The sequence below is a fragment of the Streptomyces sp. NPDC001927 genome (assembly GCF_053594455.1).
In genome coordinates this window covers 351,611-369,479 of record NZ_JBSFEN010000010.1, presented here as the reverse complement: position 1 = coordinate 369,479, position 17,869 = coordinate 351,611, and the positions used below count along the sequence as shown (strand labels likewise).

The following is a 17,869-nucleotide window of genomic DNA, read 5'->3' as shown; positions in this document are numbered from 1 at the left end:
CGTACGCCACACCCTGGCGCTCGTTGACGCGTACGCGTCATACTCCGCGCATGGACCGACGACGCTTTCTCGCGGGAGCCGCGGCAGCCGGTGCCGTCCTCCTGGTGGGAGCCCCGCCCGCGCGGGCGCTCGCCACCCAGGACTGGATGGCCGGCCACGGCGACCCCACCCCGCTCCAGAAGCTCACCCTTCCCGGCACCCACGACTCCGGCGCCCGCTTCGGCGGCCCCTGGTCCGAGTGCCAGAACACGACGATCGCGCAGCAGCTCGCCGCCGGCATCCGCTTCCTGGACGTACGCTGCCGGGTCACCGGCGGCTCCTTCGCCATCCACCACGGCGCCTCGTACCAGAACATGATGTTCGGCGACGTCCTCATCGCCTGCCGCGACTTCCTCGCCGCCCATCCCTCCGAGACCGTCCTCATGCGGGTCAAGCAGGAGTACTCCTCGGACTCCGACGCCACCTTCGGCGCGGTCTTCACCGACTACCTCGACAACCGGGGCTGGCGCTCCCTCTTCCGTATCGGCGACACCGTCCCCACTCTGGGCGAGGCCCGCGGCAAGGTCGTCCTCATCGCGGACAACGGCGGACTGCCCGGCCTCAAGTGGTGGGACGGCGGCGCGATCGCGATCCAGGACGACTGGAACGCCCTGCCGAACGCCAAGTACCCGAAGATCGAGGCCCACTTCCGCAGCGCCGTCGCCCAGCCCGGCAAGCTGTACATCAACTTCGTGTCCACGTCCGCCTCGCTGCCGCCGCGCTGGAACTCCGACAACCTCAACCCGCGCGTCCACGGCTTCCTCGACGGTACGGCGAACAGCTGGAAGGGCCTCGGCATCGTCGTCATGGACTACCCGAACACCCGCTCAGGCCTGGTCGAGTCCCTCATCCGCCACAACTGACGGCGGGGGCGTCGGCGCGCCCGGCAGTCGCAGGACCGCCGTCGTGCCGCCGCCCTCGGCCGCCGTCAGCTCCACCGTGCCGCCCGTCTGCTGGACGGTTCGGGCCACGATCGACAGGCCGAGCCCCGAGCCGGGCAGGCTGCGCGCCGACGGGGAGCGCCAGAAGCGGTCGAAGACGTGCGGGAGTTCGTCGGGCTCGATGCCGGGGCCGTGGTCGCGGACCGTCAGCTCCCCGCGCATCAGCCGCACCTCGACCGTCCCCCGGGACGGCGAGAACTTCACCGCGTTGTCCAGGACGTTCACCAGCGCCCGCTCCAGAGCCGCCGGCTCCGCCCGGACGTACCAGGGCGCCAGGTCCGTGACGAAGGTCAGCTCGGGGCCGCGCAGCCGCGCCCGGTCCAGGGCCGAGCGCAGGATCGTGTGCAGCGGTACGACCTCCAGCGGTCCCGGCTGCGCCGCGTCCGGGCGGGCCAGCTCCTGGAGGTCGCCGATGAGCGCCGCCAGCTCCGTCATCTGCGCCTTCACCGACGCCATCAGCGCCCGCCGGTCCTCCGGCGGCAGGGCGCGGCCGGTCTCGTCGCTGCGGGCGAGCAGCTCGATGTTGGTACGGAGCGAGGTCAGCGGCGTCCGCAGTTCGTGGCCCGCGTCCGCGATCAGCTGGGCCTGCCGGTCGCGGGAGACCGCGAGCGCGGCCGTCATCGCGTTGAAGGAGCGCGAGAGCCGGGCGATCTCGTCCTCGCCCTCGGCCGGGATGCGGACCGTCAGGTCCTCCGTCGCCGCCACGTGCTCGACCGCGCCCGTCAGCCGGTTCACCGGTTCGAGCCCGGTCCTGGCCACCCACAGACCGGCCGCCCCGGCGCCGACGACGCCGATCCCGGAGACCAGGAGCAGCACCCAGCGCAGCGTGGCCATCGAGTTGTCGATCTCGGACAGCGGCCGGGCGACGGAGACGCCGACGACGTCCTGGAAGGCGGGCTGCCCGTACGTGTAGACGCGCATGTCGGTGCCGTCTTCGTCGGTCGTCGTGTGCAGCGCGTCCGGCAACTGCCCGCGCGCCACCGCCAGGTCACCCGCCTCGACGGGGATCGGCGAGGGGCCGTACGTACAGGCCTTGCCGCTGCTCAGCACGATCTGGACCGTGGCGGTGTAGGGACCGGTGAGGTCCGCGGACGACTCCTCGCCGCGCGCGCAGGCGAGGGCCAGGGTGGTCACCGTACGCCCCTCCAGCTTGAGGCTGCGCAGCGAGGAGTCCAGCTCCGCCTCCAGCTGCGCCCGCGTCACGAACCAGCAGGCCAGCGAGACGGCGGCCACGGCCACGGCGACCGCCGTCGCCGTCAGGAGCGCGAGCCGCGACCGCAGGGGCCGCGACCGGAACCAGGACACGGGACCGCTCACTCCGGGCCTCCGCCGCGCAGCACATAGCCGACACCGCGCACCGTGTGCACGAGGCGCGGCTCGCCGCCCGCCTCCGTCTTCCGGCGCAGGTACATCACGTACACATCGAGGGAGTTCGAGGACGGCTCGAAGTCGAAGCCCCAGACCGCCTTCAGGATCTGCTCGCGGGTCAGCACCTGACGCGGATGCGCCAGGAACATCTCCAGGAGCGTGAACTCCGTCCGCGTCAGCTCCACCCGGCGCCCGGCCCGCGTCACCTCGCGGGTCGCCAGGTCCATCCGCAGGTCCCCGAAACTCAGCACGTCGCCGCCGTCGGCCGGGGCCTCGGCGGCGCTCGCGTACGAGCTGCGCCGCAGCAGCGCCCGGATGCGGGCGAACAGCTCGTCCAGCTCGAAGGGCTTCACCAGGTAGTCGTCGGCGCCCGCGTCGAGCCCGGTCACCCGGTCGCCGACGGTGTCCCGCGCGGTCAGCATCAGGATCGGCACGGTCGAGCCGGACGCCCGGATCCGCCGCGCCGCCGTCAGCCCGTCCATCCGGGGCATCTGCACGTCGAGCACGACGAGATCGGGGGCGTACGACTCCATGCGGGCGAGCGCGTCGACCCCGTCGACGGCCTCCTGCGTCCCGTACCCCTCGAACGCGAGGCTGCGGCGCAGCGCCTCCCGTACGGCGGGCTCGTCGTCGACGATGAGGATGCGGTCGCCCGCGTTCTCCGGGCCGGTCACGCCGTTCACGCCTGTCACGCCAGTCATGGTGTCAGCGTCGCACGCGTTCAGTTCGAACCGCCGTCGCGGAGGCTGTCGAGGTCGGCCTTGAGGGTGTTCACGGGGATCGCGAATCCGAGGCCGACGCTGCCGGCCGAAGAGCCGTTCGAAGAACTCGGCGAATACATGGCCGAATTGATCCCGATGATCTCGCCGTTCATATTGATCAGCGCGCCACCGGAATTCCCCGGGTTGAGCGAGGCGTCCGTCTGGATCGCCTTGTACGTCGTCTTCGACGTCCCCGTGTCGCCGTTGAACTCCTGGCCGCCGAACTCGAAGGGCCAGCCCTGGCGCGGGTCGTACTGCTGGCGCTGCTGCTGGTCCTGGCCCTCGTCCTTGGCGACGGTGACGTCGCGGTCGAGCGCGGAGACGATGCCGCTGGTGACCGTGCCGGTCAGCCCCTCGGGGGAGCCGATCGCGACGACCTCGTCGCCGACCTTCACGTTGTCGGAGTTCCCGAGCGTGGCCGCCTTGAGCCCGGACGCGCCCTCCAGCTTGATCAGCGCGAGGTCCTTGTCGGGGTCCGTGCCGACGACCTTCGCGGTGTACGTCTTGCCGTTCGAAAGGCGCACGCTGATCTCGGAGGCGCCGGAGATCACGTGGTTGTTGGTGACGATCTCGCCGTCACCGGTGATGATCACGCCGGAGCCGGTGGACTTGCCGGCGGTCGAGTTCGCGGAGATCTCCACGATCGACGGGGAGACCGCCTCGGCGACCCCGGCCACCGTGCCCTTGCTGCTCGCGGAGACGGTCGTGCCGTTGACGCCGCTCGCGGTGGGGGTGCCGTCCGCGGTCAGCTGCTGCACGAGGGTGGCCGTGCCGCCGCCGACCGCCGCCGCGGCGATCGCGACGGCGGCGAGGAGACCCACACCCCGCTTGGCCCGCCGGCGCGGGGCCGGCGGCGGCGCGGCGTGCGACGGAGGAGCCGCCGGGGGCACCGGGGGCGTGTGGCCGCCGGACGGCCAGATCGTCGTACCCGGCTCGGTCGTGACCGGCTGCGTGGGGTCGTACGGAGGCCTCGGGGGCTGCGGCGGGTAGTACGGCTGCTGCTGCGGCTGCTGGAAGTCCGTCATGGCAATGACTCTCGGAGCCGTACATGAGAGCACTCTGAGGACGACCTGAGAAGCCCGACAGAACCCTGTATGCCCTATATAAAGTCCCGGGGTCCACCGGGTCCAAAGACCCCGGGCAGGAGGCCCCGGGGGCCTTCAGGCAGCGGTCAGCCGCCGTCGCAGCCGCAGGAGCGGCGGACCACCAGCGCCGACGGGAACAGCTTCACCCGCTCGCGCTTCGACCCCGCCACCCGCAGCCCGTCGTCGAGCACGAGATCGACCGCGGCCCGGGCCATCGCCGGGCGGTCCGAGGAGATCGTCGTCAGCGGCGGATCCGTCAGCGCCGCCTCCTTCACGTCGTCGAAGCCCGCCACCGCCAGCTCCGTCGGCACGTCGATCCGCAGCTCCCGCGCCGCCCGCAGCACACCGAAGGCCTGGTCGTCGGTGGAGCAGAAGATCGCCGGCGGCCGGTCCGGGCCCGAGAGCAGCTTCAGCGCCACCTGGTACGCGTCGTAGCGGTTGTACGGAGCCTGGAAGAGCCGGCCCTCGATCGACCGGCCGGACTCCAGCATCGCGCGCCGCCAGCCCTCCTCGTGGTCCGCGACCGGGTCGCCGACCGCAGGGGTGTTCGGCACGCCACCCAGACACGCCACGTACTCGTGCCCGTGCTCCAGAAGGTGCCGGGTGGCGAGCTGCGCGCCCCCGATGTCGTCCGTGACGACGGCGACGTCGTCCAGGGCTTCGGGCCGCTCGTGCAGCAGCACCACGCGCGCGTCCCAGGCCTCGATCTCGCTCGCGGCCCGCTCGCTCATGCCCTGGCTGACCAGGATCAGACCGGAGACCCGCATCCCGAGGAAGGCGCGGAGGTAGTGGACCTCGCGCTCGTCCCGGTAGTCCGAATTGCCGACGAGGACCATCTTGCCGCGCTCGGCGGCCGCCTGTTCGACCGCGTGCGCCATCTCGCCGAAGAACGGCTGGCGCGCGTCAGGGACGATCATGCCTATGAGGTCCGTGCGCCGGGACGCCATGGCCTGCGCCACCCGGTCCGGGCGGTAGCCCAGCTCCTTGATGGCGGCGAGTACACGCTCGCGCGTGGCCGGGGCGACCGGCCTTGGTCCGTTGTTGATGACGTAACTCACGACCGCGGTCGAAGTACCCGCCAGTCGCGCTACGTCATCCCGCGTCACCTTGGCCACGCGCGGCAGTCTACGCGGGGTGACCTACCTACCGGCAGGTCGCGCTGTGGCCTCTGCCACGTTCCTGTCCCCCGAGGGGGTGACATCCCGCGCGGTGGCCTTGACCCGGGCCTCTTCCTTCGCCCGCGCCTCCTCGGCCGCCCGCTCCACCTTCTCCGGCGTGACGAAGCGGTATCCGACGTTACGGACGGTGCCGATCAGCGACTCGTGCTCGGGTCCGAGCTTGGCGCGAAGTCGCCGCACGTGGACGTCGACCGTACGGGTGCCGCCGAAGTAGTCGTACCCCCAGACCTCCTGGAGGAGCTGGGCGCGGGTGAAGACCCGGCCCGGGTGCTGCGCGAGGTACTTGAGCAGCTCGAACTCCTTGAAGGTCAGGTCCAGGACCCGGCCCTTGAGCTTCGCGCTGTACGTCGCCTCGTCCACGGAGAGATCGCCGTTGCGGATCTCCATCGGGGAGTCGTCGGAGACGATCTGCTGCCGCCCCATCGCAAGCCGCAGCCGCGCCTCGACCTCGGCCGGGCCCGCGGTGTCGAGCAGCACGTCGTCGATGCCCCAGTCGGCGGTGACGGCCGCGAGGCCGCCCTCCGTGACGACGAGGATCAGCGGGCAGCCGGGCCCGGTGGAGCGGAGCAGCTGACAGAGGCTGCGGACCTGCGGGAGGTCGCGCCGGCCGTCGACCAGGATGACGTCCGCTCCGGGGGTGTCCACCAGGGCGGGGCCCTCGGCGGGGGCCACCCGCACGTTGTGCAGCAGCAGGCCGAGGGCGGGAAGCACCTCGGTCGACGGCTGGAGGGCGTTGGTGAGGAGCAGCAGAGAACTCATCGCATCCCACCTACCCGTGCCTGTGCCTGTGCGGTCGGCTGGGCTGTCGGTCGGTCGTGCTCGGTTCGCTCGTCCATGACGTCGGTTCCTCCTCGGTCCCTGCGAGGACTACTGCGGCACTTGCTCACTGCTGGCTCTCGCGCCCTGAGAGCTTTTGTTCACCCACCCGTAACAACGGACGGAAAACGCAAAAGGACCCGGGGGCTGCGTCGCCCGGATCCTCTGGCAAGCAGAATAGCCCACATGAGTTCCGAGGCAGAGGGTCGATTTCATATCGTGGATGTCTTCTCGACCACATCCGGATCCCAGCGTGCCACTTTGCTCACCGAGGACGGTGTCCGTATCGAGGCCCTTTACGAACCGTGTACGCGCGGGGTCACCGATACGGCCCTCGTCCTGGCACACGGGTTCACCGGGTCGGCCGACCGCCCGGCCGTCCGCCGCGCCGCCCGGGCCCTCGCGGAGCACGCCGCCGTCGTCACCTTCTCCTTCCGGGGACACGGCCGATCGGGTGGCCGCTCCACCGTCGGCGACCGGGAGGTCCTCGACCTCGCCGCCGCGGTGCGCTGGGCCCGTGAGCTCGGCCACGCGCGCGTGGCGACCCTCGGCTTCTCCATGGGCGGCTCGATCGTCCTGCGCCACGCGGCCCTGGAGCGGGACACCGGCGGCCACGCGGACGCCGTCGCGGCCGTCAGCGCGCCGGCGCGCTGGTACTACCGGGGTACGCCCTCGATGCGCCGCGTCCACTGGGTGATCACCCGCCCCATGGGCCGGCTCGTCGGCCGCTACGGCCTGCGGACCCGCATCGACCACCGCGACTGGAACCCCGTACCGCTCTCCCCGATCGAAGCGGCCCCCATGATCGCGCCGACCCCGCTCCTGATCGTGCACGGCGACCGCGACCCGTACTTCCCCGTCGACCACCCCCGGACCCTCGCCGAGGCCGCCGGGTGCGAGCTGTGGCTGGAGCGCGGCATGGGGCACGCCGAGAACGCGGCGGACGAGGAGCTGCTGCGCCGCTTGGGGGACTGGCTCACCCGCGGATAGCCCATCATGGAGAGCGGCGCGCACACGAACGAAGGGAGCGCCGCTATGGCAGCGGGAACCATCCGCTACTGGGCCGCGGCCAAGGCCGCCGCCGGTGTCGCCGAGGAGCCGTACACCGCCGAGAACCTGGCCGAGGCGCTGGACGCCGCCCGCGCGAAGCACCCGGGCGAGCTGGTCCGCGTACTCCAGCGGTGTTCGTTCCTCATCGACGGTGACCCCGTCGGGACCCGCGCGCATGAGACCGTACGCCTTGCCGAGGGCGGCACGGTCGAGGTGCTCCCGCCGTTCGCAGGAGGGTGAACCGCACAGCATGAGCAGCGATCAGCAGCAGCCGTACGACCCGTATTACGGAGAGCAGCAGTACGGGCAGCAGCAGCACGGCCAGCAGCACGGCCAGCAGCAGTACGGGTACCAGGACCCGCACGTCACGCAGACGTGGGAGGGCCAGACCTGGGACACGCAGTACCAGCCGGTGGTCCAGCAGACGCCGGGGCAGACGCCGGGACAGACGCCTGCGCCGCAGCCGTTCGCCGCCGACACCTCGTACCTGCCCCCGCAGACCCCGCAGACCGCCGCGTACCCGCTGCCGCAGGAGACGCCGGTGGCCGCCGAGGTGGCCGCCGAGGTGTCCGCCGCGCCCGAGGCCGGGCCCGAGTGGTCCTCGCCCACCGTCTCCGGACACACCCGCCTCACCGACGCCCAGCGCGCGCGGGCCGAGGGCCGGTCGCCGATCATCCCGCCCGGGATCCAGCCGGCCGTGCTCACCGCCGGACTCGGCGTCCTGCTCGCCGTCGGCGCGGCCCTCGGCTCGTACGCGCTGCTCGTCCCGCTCGTCCTGCTCCAGGCCGTCACCGCCGCCGGCTGGTTCCGGCTCAACGGCATGTGGCCCGCCCGGCAGGGCATCGCCCTCGCCTTCGCCGGCGGCCTGACCGCCGACGTCGTCCTGCTCGCCGCCGGCCGGGAGAACGCGCCCGCCGCGATCATCGGCACCCTCGGCGTCTGGGTGCTGCTCACCCTCGTGCTCCAGCTGCGCAGCCACGCGGACCCCGACGAGCGGATGTACGGCCTGATGGCCACGGTCGCCTCGGCCGCGCTCACGATCGTCGCCGCGGGCCACCTCGGCGCCGCGCCCGACGCCGTCGTCGTCGGCGGCCTCGCGGTCGCCGCGGCCGTCGTCGCCCGTGCCCTGCCGCTGCCCGGCGCGGTCTCCGTCGTCGTGGCGCTGCTCGCCGCCGCGGGCGCTGGGATCGCCGCCGGCGCCCTCACCGACCTGGGCTCCTCCGGGGCGCTGCTCGGCCTCGGGGCCGGGGTGGGCGCACTCGTCGGCCTGCGGGCCGCGAGCTACGACTACCCGTCGCGGTTCGTCCACATGACCGCCGGAGTCGCGCTCCCGCTGACCCTGGCGGCCCCGGCCGTGTACCTGCTCGGACGGGCGCTCGCCTGAGCCGTTGCGTCAAGCGTTCGGGAACCAACCGGCCCCACGACACGTCGATCTTCGTGTCGGGGGCCGGAGTCGTTATTTCTAGGGTGGGGGCGAACAGACCGTGCGAGCGTTGCGCGTATTGCTGATCGTGGCCGTGGTCCTCGGCGGGATCTTCGTGGGCGTCGACCGTCTCGCGGTCTCGTACGCCGAGTCGGAGGCGGCGGGCAAGGTGCGCCTCGGCCCCGCGCGCGCCGCCTCGACCGAGGTCGACATCAAGGGCTTCCCCTTCCTGACCCAGGTCATGGGCAAGCGGCTCGACGAGGTCGACGTGAAGCTGACCGGCGTTGAGGCCACGGCCGGCGACCGGAAGATCCGGATCACCGAGATGAACGCCGCCCTGCGCGACGTGACGGTGAACGACGCCTTCACGAGCGCCCGCGCGCGCAGCGCGACCGGCACGGCACTGATCTCGTACGCGGACCTGACCGCGGCCGCCGACCGCGACGTGAAGGTCGCCTACGGCGACAACGGCAAGCTGAAGGTCACCGGCGGAGTCAAGGTCCTCGGCCGCACGGTCACGCGCAGCGTCATCTCCTCGGTCACGCTGGTCAACGGCGACACGATCCGGGTGCGCGCGGACGCGGTGCCGGGCGAGGGCATTCCGGGCCTGGAGTCCCTGATCCGCCAGCGGACCGACTTCGACCGCGAGATCGGCGGCCTCCCGGCGGGCATGAAGTTGACCAAGATCGAGGCACGCCCGGACGGTGTGGCGATCGCCGTGACGGGTACGGACGTGACGCTGGCGGGCTGAGGGGTGCGGCCGCGCTCGTTCGGGGGCGCGGCCACATACTGAGACGGGCCAGTCCGCCCCGTAGAAAATCCCCTCCGGGACCTCACCGGAAACGGCTCCAGAGAGCCTTTCCCCGCGATCACGTCCCACATCTCGGACGATCGCGTCTCAAAATACGACACACCGGTGACACGGCGGCCTGTCCGTCCCTACGATCGTGGGCATGAAGCGACAGGCGGATCTCACGAAGCGGCGGGCAGTAGACCTGTGCCGCATCGCCGCCATGCTCTGTCGCTCTCTCTGAGCGGGACCTCGCGTCCCGTATTCCTCGGGCCCTTCGACCTCCGGTCGGGGCCGCACCTCGCGTAGCCGTACGCCCGCAATCCCGCATTGACGCGTACCCGCACCACACGCAACACACCGCCGAACACTGCCCCGGAGGAGAAACAGCATGAGCCGCAGCGACGTCCTGGTAGACGCCGACTGGGTCGAGGCGAACCTCGACAACCCGCAGGTTGCCGTCGTCGAGGTCGACGAGGACACCTCCGCGTACGAGAAGAACCACATCCGCAACGCGATCCGGATCGACTGGACCAAGGACCTGCAGGACCCGGTCCGCCGCGACTTCATCGACCAGGAGGGCTTCGAGAAGCTCCTGTCGGCGAAGGGCATCGGGAACGACACCACGGTCGTCCTCTACGGCGGCAACAACAACTGGTTCGCCTCCTACGCCTACTGGTACTTCAAGCTCTACGGCCACCAGGACGTGAAGCTCCTCGACGGCGGCCGCAAGAAGTGGGAGCTCGACTCCCGTGACCTCGTCGCCGAGGTCCCGTCCCGCCCGGCCACCGAGTACAAGGCCAAGGCGCAGGACACCTCCATCCGTGCCTTCCGTGACGACGTCGTCGCCGCGATCGGCGCGCAGAACCTGGTCGACGTCCGTTCGCCCGACGAGTTCTCCGGCAAGCTGCTCGCGCCGGCGCACCTCCCGCAGGAGCAGTCGCAGCGCCCCGGCCACGTGCCGAGCGCCCGCAACATCCCGTGGTCGAAGAACGCCAACGACGACGGCACCTTCAAGTCCGACGACGAGCTCAAGGCCCTCTACGAGGACGAGCAGGTCGACCTGGCGAAGGACACCATCGCCTACTGCCGCATCGGCGAGCGCTCCGCGCTCACGTGGTTCGTCCTGCACGAGCTGCTCGAGGTCTCGAACGTCAAGAACTACGACGGCTCGTGGACCGAGTACGGCTCCCTCGTGGGCGTGCCGATCGAGCTCGGCGCGAACAAGTAAGCCTCTCCGGACCCCTCTCCCGGACCTCCCGACCGTAAGGACAGAAACATGTGTGGAGCGCAGCCCGGCGGCCCCGACGCCTCGACGATCAAGCCCGGTGAGACCACCATCCAGGGCTTCGTGACCAAGGACGGCGAGCCCGTCACCGGTTACGTCCGCCTCCTGGACTCGACCGGTGAGTTCACCGCCGAGGTCCCCACCTCCGCGACCGGCCAGTTCCGCTTCTACGCGGCCGAGGGCACCTGGACCGTCCGCGCCCTGGTCCCCGGCGGCACCGCCGACCGCCAGGTCGTGGCCCAGCAGGGTGGCCTCGCGGAGGTCGCCATCGCGGTCTGACGCCACCGCACCGCTGAACCGGCCGAAGGGCCGTGCCTTTCTGGGGGTTGGACGCCATCCGGGACTCGAGGCACGGCCCTTCGGTCTGCCCGGACGGTCCTGCCGGGCCTACGCTTGAGGTATGTACGCGCGTCGGCGGCATGTCTACTTCTGGATGATGGGCATCTGCCTGGTGCTCTTCGTCGGGGCCTGGGCCGTCGTGCGGCTGTTTTCGATGCCCGTCGCCATCGGCATGTGCGTCGTCGCCATGGTCATGCCGCCGGTCGCCGCGATGATCGCGAACCGGCGGGGGCCGGAGGATCGCTGGTGGGACGATCCGTCCGGGGATCCGCAGTCGGACGAGTGGTGGGACGAACTCGACGGGAAGAAGCGCCGGGAACGCTGACCCTGTCTACTCAGTAGACGAGTGCTTGGGTTTCGTCCGTCATGGCTTCTTGGACGAAGACCTGGGCGCCCGCGATGCGGATGCCCTGCAGGACGTCCTTCTCCGTGATCTCGCGGCGGGCCGCGCACTGCGTGCAGAGGGTGATCCGGCCGGCCGCCAGGATCGAGTCGATGAGGTCCGGGAGCGGTGCCGCGTGCGGCAGGTCGAACTCGGCCGCCCGGCCCGGGAGCGCGAACCACGAGGACTCGCCCGTCAGCCAGAGCGAGACCTCGACCCCGCTCGCCACGGCCACGGCGGCCACCGTGAAGGCCTGGGAGCAGCGTTCGGGGGCGTCGGCCCCGGCGGTCACCTTGATCACGAGCTTCTTCGCCATATACCGAACTGTAATGCGGACCTCTGCAACCCCATGCACCCCTCACGTGTCAGCGATGTGCACGGATAACGGAATCCGTCATTCAGGTCTCGTGGGGGGACCCTTTGGAAGCCATGGAAGTAAGCGCCGTCGCGGCCCCGCCGCGCCGGCGTCGCACCGGGCGGACGATCGGCCTGATCGCCGTCGCCGCCGTTCTCGGCCTCGTCGGCGGTACCGCCGTGGGTTACGGCATCCAGGCCGATCGTGAGCCGACGCCGCTGCCCGCCCTGAACCAGCCCGGTCTCGCCTACCCGAAGCCCCTGCCCCAGGGCCAGAAGCCCGCGGCGCTGCCGGCCTCCGAGGACCGCAAGGTCAAGACGGACGGCGACCTGCGCAAGCTGCTGGTGCCGAGGCCGGCGGGCGCGAAGGACAAATTGTTCGGTGACCACGACGCGTGGATGACGGTGCCCGCGTACGCCAGGGACTTCAAGAACCCCGGCAGCGCGCTCAACCATCAGCTGGGCAACGACGTGCGGCGCATCGCGACCACGTCCTGGCAGACCGGCAAGTACCGCACGACCGACATCGCCTTGGTCCAGTACCGCTCCAGCGATTTCGACGGGGCGCGGGACCACGCCGAGGACCAGATGGACTACATGCCCGACGAGGATTACGCCCGGTCCGAGGGCGAGCCGATCAAGGGCTCCGCCAACGGCCGCTACTACCTGTTCCCGGTGAAGCGCAAGGCGGGGTACCTGGACATGTTCCAGGCCAGGGCGTACTTCCACCGCGGCGACATCATGGTCGCGATCTTCATGTTCGACACCAAGAAGATCTCCGCGAAGGACATCAGTTCGGTGGCCGAGAAGCAGCTGGGGCGCCTGTGAGCGAGGAACTGAACACCGTGACCGAGCCCGTGACCGAGTCGGCCGCGGAGCCGACGAAGGCACGCCGTGGGCGCAAGCTGCTGACCGTCGTCCTTCCCGCCGTCCTCGTCCTCGGGGCGATCGGTGGGGGCGTCACGTACACCGCCGTCACCGTCGACTCCGCCGACCGCAGCGCGGAGACGATCACCTGGGCAGCGCCGGAGATGACGGCGGACGAGGAGGACCCGGCGGCCCTGAGTGTCACGCGCGGCAAGGCATCGACGCCGATGAGCAAGCTGCTCCTGCCCGTGCCCGAGGGGTACGAGCTCGGCCCCGACGTCGAGTCGTACGGCAACGACGACGAGCTGAACGAGCAGGAGGCCCGCGCGCTGCTGAAGCAGGAGGGCAAGGGGCTCGCGGGCAAGAAGCGCCGCGAGTACGAGAAGGAGGTCGACAAGCTCGGCCTCAAGGGCATCGCGGTCCGCTCCTTCGCGGCGCAGGACGGCAACACGGTCGTGTACGTCCGCATCACGCAGATGAAGGACAAGAAGCAGCTTCGCGACGCGTTCACGGTCGGCAAGCGCCTCTTCGAACTCTTCGAGTTCCCCAAGGGGCCGAAGATCAGCGGTCACAAGAACTCCGCCTGCTTCATGCTTCCGCCGGACGAGGACCTGGACAAGGACGAGAAGGACAAGCAGCTGGAGGAGATGACCTGCATGGCGTACGACTCCGAGGTCACGGTCACGGTCACCGTCGCCGGCGCCAAGCCGTTCGACAAGTCCGAGGTCGCCGACCTGGTCAAGAAGCAGCTGGACCACATCAAGTCCCCGGGGGAGTACGTATGACGACCGAGCAGCAGACGGAGCAGGAGGCAGAGAGGGAGGCCGAGGCGAAGGCGGAGGTGCCGGCCGAGGCGGCCGAGACCGCTCCTGACACGGCCGCCGAATCCCTGCCCGAGCAGCCCGAGGCCGCCGAGCGGCCCCAGCCCGCCAAGCCCTCCCGTAAGCCGCTCTTCCTGGCCCTCGCCCGCTGGACCGCTGCCGTGCTCGTCTTCGGTGGCGTCGGAACCGGGACCGCGCTCGGCATCACCTCCATGGAGCGCACCGAGGTGCCCGGTCTCGCGACCGAGAGCGACGGCCGCTGGGAGTACCCGGAACTCAGCCTGCCCGCCCTCCCGGTCGGTGTGCCGAGGCCCTACACCAAGGGCAACGACGGCGAGATCCACCACGCCGACCTGCGCAAGCTCCTGCTGCCCGCCCCGGCCGGAGCGACGCCAGACCCGAAGCTCAACGGTGGCTGGGTCACCGTGGACCAGTTCCTGTCCCAGTACCGCAAGGACGACCGGGCCAAGCTGTCCACGCCGCTCGCCGAGTCCGCACTGCGGCACATCGCCGCCCGGGGCTGGACCATGCCGGACGGCACCACGACCCGGATCCACCTGCTCCGGTTCAACTCGGTGGCCTTCGCGGAGGCTTTCAAGGACGACGCGCTCGAGGCCGGCACCGTCGACGGTCCGCTTCTCGACGGGGTCGAGGGGGTCGAGTTCGACGGCACCTTCCCGAGCGACATCCGGGTGGCGTACACCGTGCCGTACGCCTACGTCGAACTCCCGCACAACGCCGACCAGACCCGCTGGGTCTACATCCAGGCCGGGGACACCCTGGCGCTGATCACCCAGACCCGCAAGGGCGAGGCGCTCACCGTCCCGTTCCAGCAGACCGTCGCGCTGCAGAACCAGCTCCTGGGCTGACCGTACGGCTCAGGACAGCGCCGGACGTACCTCACAGAGAGGGCCGGGCCCCCGCAGACTAAAGTGGGGTCCGGCCCGTTCTGCCTTCACGCTCATCCGAGGAGCACCCGTGATCATCTTCTTCGAAGTTCTCCTGGCCCTGGTCTGTGTCGCCGTCCTCGCGTTCACCGGTCTGGCCGTGAAGAAGCTGTACCAGGGCCAGCGCTAAGCACCTCGAATAACTCGAAAAACTCGACGTCTACGGAACGACAGAGCTGCTCATGATCGAGATCCCGTCCGACCTCAACCCGGGCCTCGTCCCCCTCGCGTTCCTCCTCGGAACGTGGGAAGGCGCGGGCGTGGCCGACTTCCCCGGTGCCGAGAAGTGCAACTTCGGGCAGTCCGTGACCTTCAGCCACGACGGCCGGGACTTCATCGAGTACCACTCGCACTCGTGGGTGCTCGACAACGACGGCAAGCAGGTCCGCCCGCTGGAGAGCGAGAGCGGCTACTGGCGGATCGACAAGGACCGCAAGGTCGAGACCGTCATGGTCCGCGACCAGGGCATCGTCGAGATCTGGTACGGCGAGCTGGCCGACAAGAAGCCGCAGATCGACCTGGTCACGGACGCCGTGGCCCGTACCGCGGCCTCCGGCCCGTACAGCGGTGGCAAGCGGCTGTACGGCTACGTCAAGGGCGACCTCATGTGGGTCGGCGAGAAGGCGACCCCCGAGGTCCCGCTCCGCCCGTACATGTCGGCGCACCTGAAGAAGGTCGTCACGCCCGAGGAGGTCGCCGAGATGGCGCGCAACCTCGGCGACCTGCCGGACGACGGCATCGCCTTCTTCAAGTAGGCCCGGCACGAAGAGCCGGTATTCCGCCACGCCCTCCTACACTGGGGGGCGTGGTGAGCACCGACTGGAAGAGCGACCTGCGGCAGCGCGGCTATCGGCTGACGCCGCAGCGCCAGCTTGTCCTGGAGGCCGTGGACACGCTGGAGCACGCGACGCCCGACGACATCCTGGGCGAGGTCCGCAAGACGGCCTCCGGGGTGAACATCTCCACCGTGTACCGGACCCTGGAGCTCCTGGAGGAGCTGGGGCTGGTCTCCCACGCCCACCTCGGGCACGGGGCGCCGACGTACCACCTCGCCGACCGGCACCACCATCTGCACCTGGTCTGCCGGGACTGTACGAACGTCATCGAGGCGGATGTCGAGGTCGCCGCCGGGTTCACCTCGAAGCTGAAGGAGACCTTCGGTTTCGAGACGGACATGAAGCATTTCGCGATCTTCGGCCGGTGTCAGGACTGTGCGAAGAAGGACGCCGGTACGCAGTCGTAGGCTTGCCCCATGAAGAGCCCTGTGGTGAAGAGCCCTCTGCTGTCCCTGCCCGGCGCCGTTCCCGCCGAAGGCCGTGACGAAGGCGTCGCCTCGCACTACGGCGATCTGTTCCGTGAGCAGCGCGCCCTCGCCGCCGGTGACGGTTTCGTCGACCTCTCGCACCGCGGTGTCGTCGCCGTCTCCGGCGACGACCGGCTGAGCTGGCTGCACCTGCTGCTCACCCAGCACGTGAGCGAGCTGCCGGTGGGCACGGCCACCGAGGCGCTGATCCTCTCCGCGAACGGTCACATCGAGCACGCCCTGTATCTCGTCGACGACGGCGAGACGGTCTGGGCGCATGTGGAGCCCGGTACGCAGGACGAGCTCATCGCCTATCTGGAGTCGATGAAGTTCTTCTACCGGGTCGAGGTCGCCGACCGTACGGCCGACGTCGCCGTCGTCCACCTCCCGGCCGGCTCCATCGCCGAGGTCCCGGAGGGCGTTGTCGTACGGGAGACTCCGCACGGGCGGGATCTGTTCCTGTCCCGGGACGAGCTCGAGGCCTTCGCCGGTACGCACGGGCCGGCCGCCGGGATCCTCGCGTACGAGGCGCTGCGGATCGAGGCGCACCGGCCGCGGCTCGGCTTCGAGACCGACCACCGGACCATCCCGCACGAGCTGGGCTGGATCGGCAGCGCGGTGCACCTGCAGAAGGGCTGCTACCGCGGCCAGGAGACCGTCGCCCGTGTCCACAACCTGGGGAAGCCGCCGCGCCGCCTGGTCTTCCTGCACCTGGACGGCAGCGAGGTGCACCTGCCGGGCCACGGCACCCCGATCCGGCTCGCGGCGGACGGCGCCGAGGGGCGCCAGCTCGGTTTCATCACCACCTCCGGCCGCCACCACGAGCTCGGTCCGATCGCGCTCGCGATGGTGAAGCGGAACGTTCCCGTGGACGCCGAGCTGATGGCGGGGGAGACCGCCGCCGCCCAGGAGACGGTCGTCGAGCCGTAGGGCCTGATCCAAACGACAGGCCCTAGGCCTCTGGGTCAGACCTCCACGAGCACCGTGAACGGGCCGTGATTCGTGAGCGAGACGCGCATGTCCGCTCCGAACCGGCCCGTCTCCACGTGCGCCCCCAGCTCCCGCAGCCGCGCGACCACCTCGTCGACGAGCGGCTCGGCGACCGGGCCGGGCGCGGCCGCGTTCCAGGTGGGTCTGCGGCCCTTGCGGGCGTCCCCGTAGAGGGTGAACTGAGAAATCACCAACAAGGCCGCATTGGTGTCCGAACAGGATTTCTCACCCTCCAGAATCCGGACGGACCAGAGCTTTCGGGCAAGTTGCGCCGCCTTCTCCGGTGTGTCCTCGTGGGTCACTCCCACCAGCACACACAGCCCTTCGCCGACGATCTCGCCGACCGTCTCGCCTGCGACGACGACGCTCGCGCCGTCCACCCTCTGTACCACTGCACGCATACAGACCAACCTACAGACCGACGCATAGGGGCTGAACGGGTGCAGAGCGCCTGCACGTGCATGTGCGGGAGTGGCACCATGCGTGTCAGGCGGTGCGGTTCCGCGCCGGTCGAGGGGACGATTCACATGAGTGCATCTGGCGCCGGGCAGACGCCGGCCCGATTCGGTTCCGGAGTGGGCGTACGTCCGCCCGTGCAGCGGACGGCCGAGCCCGCGCTGCCGGCGGCGGCCTCGCGGCCGGACATGGCCGCGCTGCGACTGCCGGAGCTGCGCGCGCTGCGCCGTGACGCGCAGGGCGAGGAGGCCGACCTCAGCTACGTACGGCGGATGCTGCAGGGCCGTATCGACATCCTGCGGGCCGAGCTGGCCCGGCGGACGGATCCGGAGTCACCGGTGCTCGACCGGCTCTCGGAGATCCTGGCGGACGTGCCTTCGCGGCGGGCGGCCTCGGCGCGGCACGTGACGCTGTCGACGCCGCGGAGCGAGGAGTACCGGCAGCTGGTCGAGGAGATGCTCTCGGAGGTCGAGCTGTCCGACCTCGGGGCGCGGAGCGACGACGAGCTGCACGCGGCGATGGGCCGGCTCGCGGGGTGCGAGCAGCAGATCTCGCGGCGGCGGCGCGAGCTCCAGGGGACGGCCGACGACTGCAGCGCCGAGATCACCCGCCGCTATCGCGAGGGCGAGGCGCAGGTCGACGACCTGCTGGCCTGAGCCGACTGTCTCCGA

General features: G+C 70.6%; 22 protein-coding genes. 15 read left to right on the top strand and 7 right to left on the bottom strand.

Annotated elements, in window-relative coordinates:
• The first annotated feature begins 50 nt into the window (after nt 1-50).
• A complete protein-coding gene (locus ACWCO8_RS27700) occupies nt 51-902 on the top strand; it encodes a phosphatidylinositol-specific phospholipase C (protein ID WP_451034538.1) in 852 nt (283 codons plus the stop codon).
• On the opposite strand, the gene ACWCO8_RS27695 is transcribed toward ACWCO8_RS27700, so the two are convergent.
• The 5 genes from ACWCO8_RS27695 to ACWCO8_RS27675 all read right to left on the bottom strand — a co-directional run bounded on the left by ACWCO8_RS27695 (nt 867) and on the right by ACWCO8_RS27675 (nt 6,131).
• A complete protein-coding gene (locus tag ACWCO8_RS27695) occupies nt 867-2,297 on the bottom strand; it encodes a sensor histidine kinase (RefSeq protein ID WP_451034537.1) in 1,431 nt (476 codons plus the stop codon). The genes ACWCO8_RS27700 and ACWCO8_RS27695 overlap by 36 nt on opposite strands.
• Nucleotides 2,294-3,049 (bottom strand): response regulator transcription factor, encoded by a 756-nt coding sequence (locus ACWCO8_RS27690; RefSeq protein ID WP_451034536.1) that lies wholly within the window; start codon nt 3,047-3,049, stop codon nt 2,294-2,296. The genes ACWCO8_RS27695 and ACWCO8_RS27690 overlap by 4 nt, the downstream gene beginning before the upstream one ends.
• A gap of 20 nt (nt 3,050-3,069) precedes the next feature.
• Complete coding sequence (locus tag ACWCO8_RS27685; RefSeq protein WP_451034535.1) at nt 3,070-4,134, bottom strand: S1C family serine protease; 1,065 nt, start codon at nt 4,132-4,134, stop codon at nt 3,070-3,072.
• Nucleotides 4,135-4,280: 146 nt separating this feature from the next.
• On the bottom strand, nt 4,281-5,309 hold the full coding sequence (locus ACWCO8_RS27680) for a LacI family DNA-binding transcriptional regulator (protein WP_362007758.1): 1,029 nt from the start codon (nt 5,307-5,309) through the stop codon (nt 4,281-4,283).
• A 24-nt stretch (nt 5,310-5,333) separates the two neighbouring features.
• On the bottom strand, nt 5,334-6,131 hold the full coding sequence (locus ACWCO8_RS27675; protein WP_362007756.1) for a response regulator transcription factor: 798 nt from the start codon (nt 6,129-6,131) through the stop codon (nt 5,334-5,336).
• A 243-nt stretch (nt 6,132-6,374) separates the two neighbouring features.
• Here ACWCO8_RS27675 and ACWCO8_RS27670 point away from each other — a divergent pair, with 243 nt between their 5' ends.
• The 7 genes from ACWCO8_RS27670 to ACWCO8_RS27640 all read left to right on the top strand — a co-directional run bounded on the left by ACWCO8_RS27670 (nt 6,375) and on the right by ACWCO8_RS27640 (nt 11,403).
• Nucleotides 6,375-7,178, top strand: a complete 804-nt coding sequence (locus ACWCO8_RS27670; RefSeq protein ID WP_362007753.1) for an alpha/beta hydrolase — start codon at nt 6,375-6,377, stop codon at nt 7,176-7,178.
• A gap of 45 nt (nt 7,179-7,223) precedes the next feature.
• Nucleotides 7,224-7,478 carry a MoaD/ThiS family protein gene (locus tag ACWCO8_RS27665; RefSeq protein ID WP_315896192.1) on the top strand — a complete coding sequence of 85 codons (255 nt, stop codon included), beginning with the start codon at nt 7,224-7,226 and terminating at the stop codon, nt 7,476-7,478.
• Entirely contained in the window at nt 7,414-8,622 is a 1,209-nt protein-coding gene (locus ACWCO8_RS27660; RefSeq protein WP_451034534.1) for a hypothetical protein, read from the top strand. Before ACWCO8_RS27665 ends, ACWCO8_RS27660 begins: the two co-directional genes overlap by 65 nt.
• A gap of 100 nt (nt 8,623-8,722) precedes the next feature.
• Nucleotides 8,723-9,412 (top strand): LmeA family phospholipid-binding protein, encoded by a 690-nt coding sequence (locus tag ACWCO8_RS27655; protein WP_451034533.1) that lies wholly within the window; start codon nt 8,723-8,725, stop codon nt 9,410-9,412.
• 430 nt (nt 9,413-9,842) lie between these two features.
• Complete coding sequence (locus ACWCO8_RS27650) at nt 9,843-10,682, top strand: sulfurtransferase (RefSeq protein WP_362007744.1); 840 nt, start codon at nt 9,843-9,845, stop codon at nt 10,680-10,682.
• A 48-nt stretch (nt 10,683-10,730) separates the two neighbouring features.
• On the top strand, nt 10,731-11,018 hold the full coding sequence (locus ACWCO8_RS27645) for a DUF1416 domain-containing protein (RefSeq protein WP_356607213.1): 288 nt from the start codon (nt 10,731-10,733) through the stop codon (nt 11,016-11,018).
• A gap of 121 nt (nt 11,019-11,139) precedes the next feature.
• Nucleotides 11,140-11,403, top strand: a complete 264-nt coding sequence (locus tag ACWCO8_RS27640; RefSeq protein ID WP_362007742.1) for a DUF3099 domain-containing protein — start codon at nt 11,140-11,142, stop codon at nt 11,401-11,403.
• 10 nt (nt 11,404-11,413) lie between these two features.
• Here the strand turns inward: ACWCO8_RS27640 and ACWCO8_RS27635 are convergent, their stop codons facing one another.
• Entirely contained in the window at nt 11,414-11,776 is a 363-nt protein-coding gene (locus tag ACWCO8_RS27635; protein ID WP_362007740.1) for a DsrE family protein, read from the bottom strand.
• Between the two features lie 113 nt (nt 11,777-11,889).
• On the opposite strand from ACWCO8_RS27635, the gene ACWCO8_RS27630 reads away from it, so the two are divergent.
• The 6 genes from ACWCO8_RS27630 (at nt 11,890) to ygfZ (ending at nt 16,682) form a co-directional block, all read left to right on the top strand.
• Entirely contained in the window at nt 11,890-12,642 is a 753-nt protein-coding gene (locus ACWCO8_RS27630) for a hypothetical protein (RefSeq protein ID WP_451034532.1), read from the top strand.
• 17 nt (nt 12,643-12,659) lie between these two features.
• A complete protein-coding gene (locus tag ACWCO8_RS27625) occupies nt 12,660-13,466 on the top strand; it encodes a hypothetical protein (RefSeq protein ID WP_451034531.1) in 807 nt (268 codons plus the stop codon).
• Complete coding sequence (locus ACWCO8_RS27620) at nt 13,463-14,371, top strand: hypothetical protein (RefSeq protein WP_451034530.1); 909 nt, start codon at nt 13,463-13,465, stop codon at nt 14,369-14,371. The genes ACWCO8_RS27625 and ACWCO8_RS27620 overlap by 4 nt, the downstream gene beginning before the upstream one ends.
• Before the next feature lie 260 nt (nt 14,372-14,631).
• Complete coding sequence (locus tag ACWCO8_RS27615) at nt 14,632-15,204, top strand: FABP family protein (RefSeq protein WP_362007727.1); 573 nt, start codon at nt 14,632-14,634, stop codon at nt 15,202-15,204.
• A 50-nt stretch (nt 15,205-15,254) separates the two neighbouring features.
• Nucleotides 15,255-15,692, top strand: a complete 438-nt coding sequence (locus tag ACWCO8_RS27610; protein WP_451034529.1) for a Fur family transcriptional regulator — start codon at nt 15,255-15,257, stop codon at nt 15,690-15,692.
• Nucleotides 15,693-15,716: 24 nt separating this feature from the next.
• Complete coding sequence (gene ygfZ / locus ACWCO8_RS27605; RefSeq protein ID WP_451034576.1) at nt 15,717-16,682, top strand: CAF17-like 4Fe-4S cluster assembly/insertion protein YgfZ; 966 nt, start codon at nt 15,717-15,719, stop codon at nt 16,680-16,682.
• Nucleotides 16,683-16,717: 35 nt separating this feature from the next.
• Here ygfZ and dtd read toward each other — a convergent pair whose 3' ends face one another.
• A complete protein-coding gene (dtd, locus tag ACWCO8_RS27600; RefSeq protein WP_451034528.1) occupies nt 16,718-17,143 on the bottom strand; it encodes a D-aminoacyl-tRNA deacylase in 426 nt (141 codons plus the stop codon).
• Between the two features lie 126 nt (nt 17,144-17,269).
• On the opposite strand from dtd, the gene ACWCO8_RS27595 reads away from it, so the two are divergent.
• Nucleotides 17,270-17,854, top strand: coding sequence for an RsiG family protein (locus ACWCO8_RS27595; RefSeq protein ID WP_451034527.1), 585 nt, complete (start codon nt 17,270-17,272; stop codon nt 17,852-17,854).
• Nucleotides 17,855-17,869 lie beyond the last annotated feature (15 nt).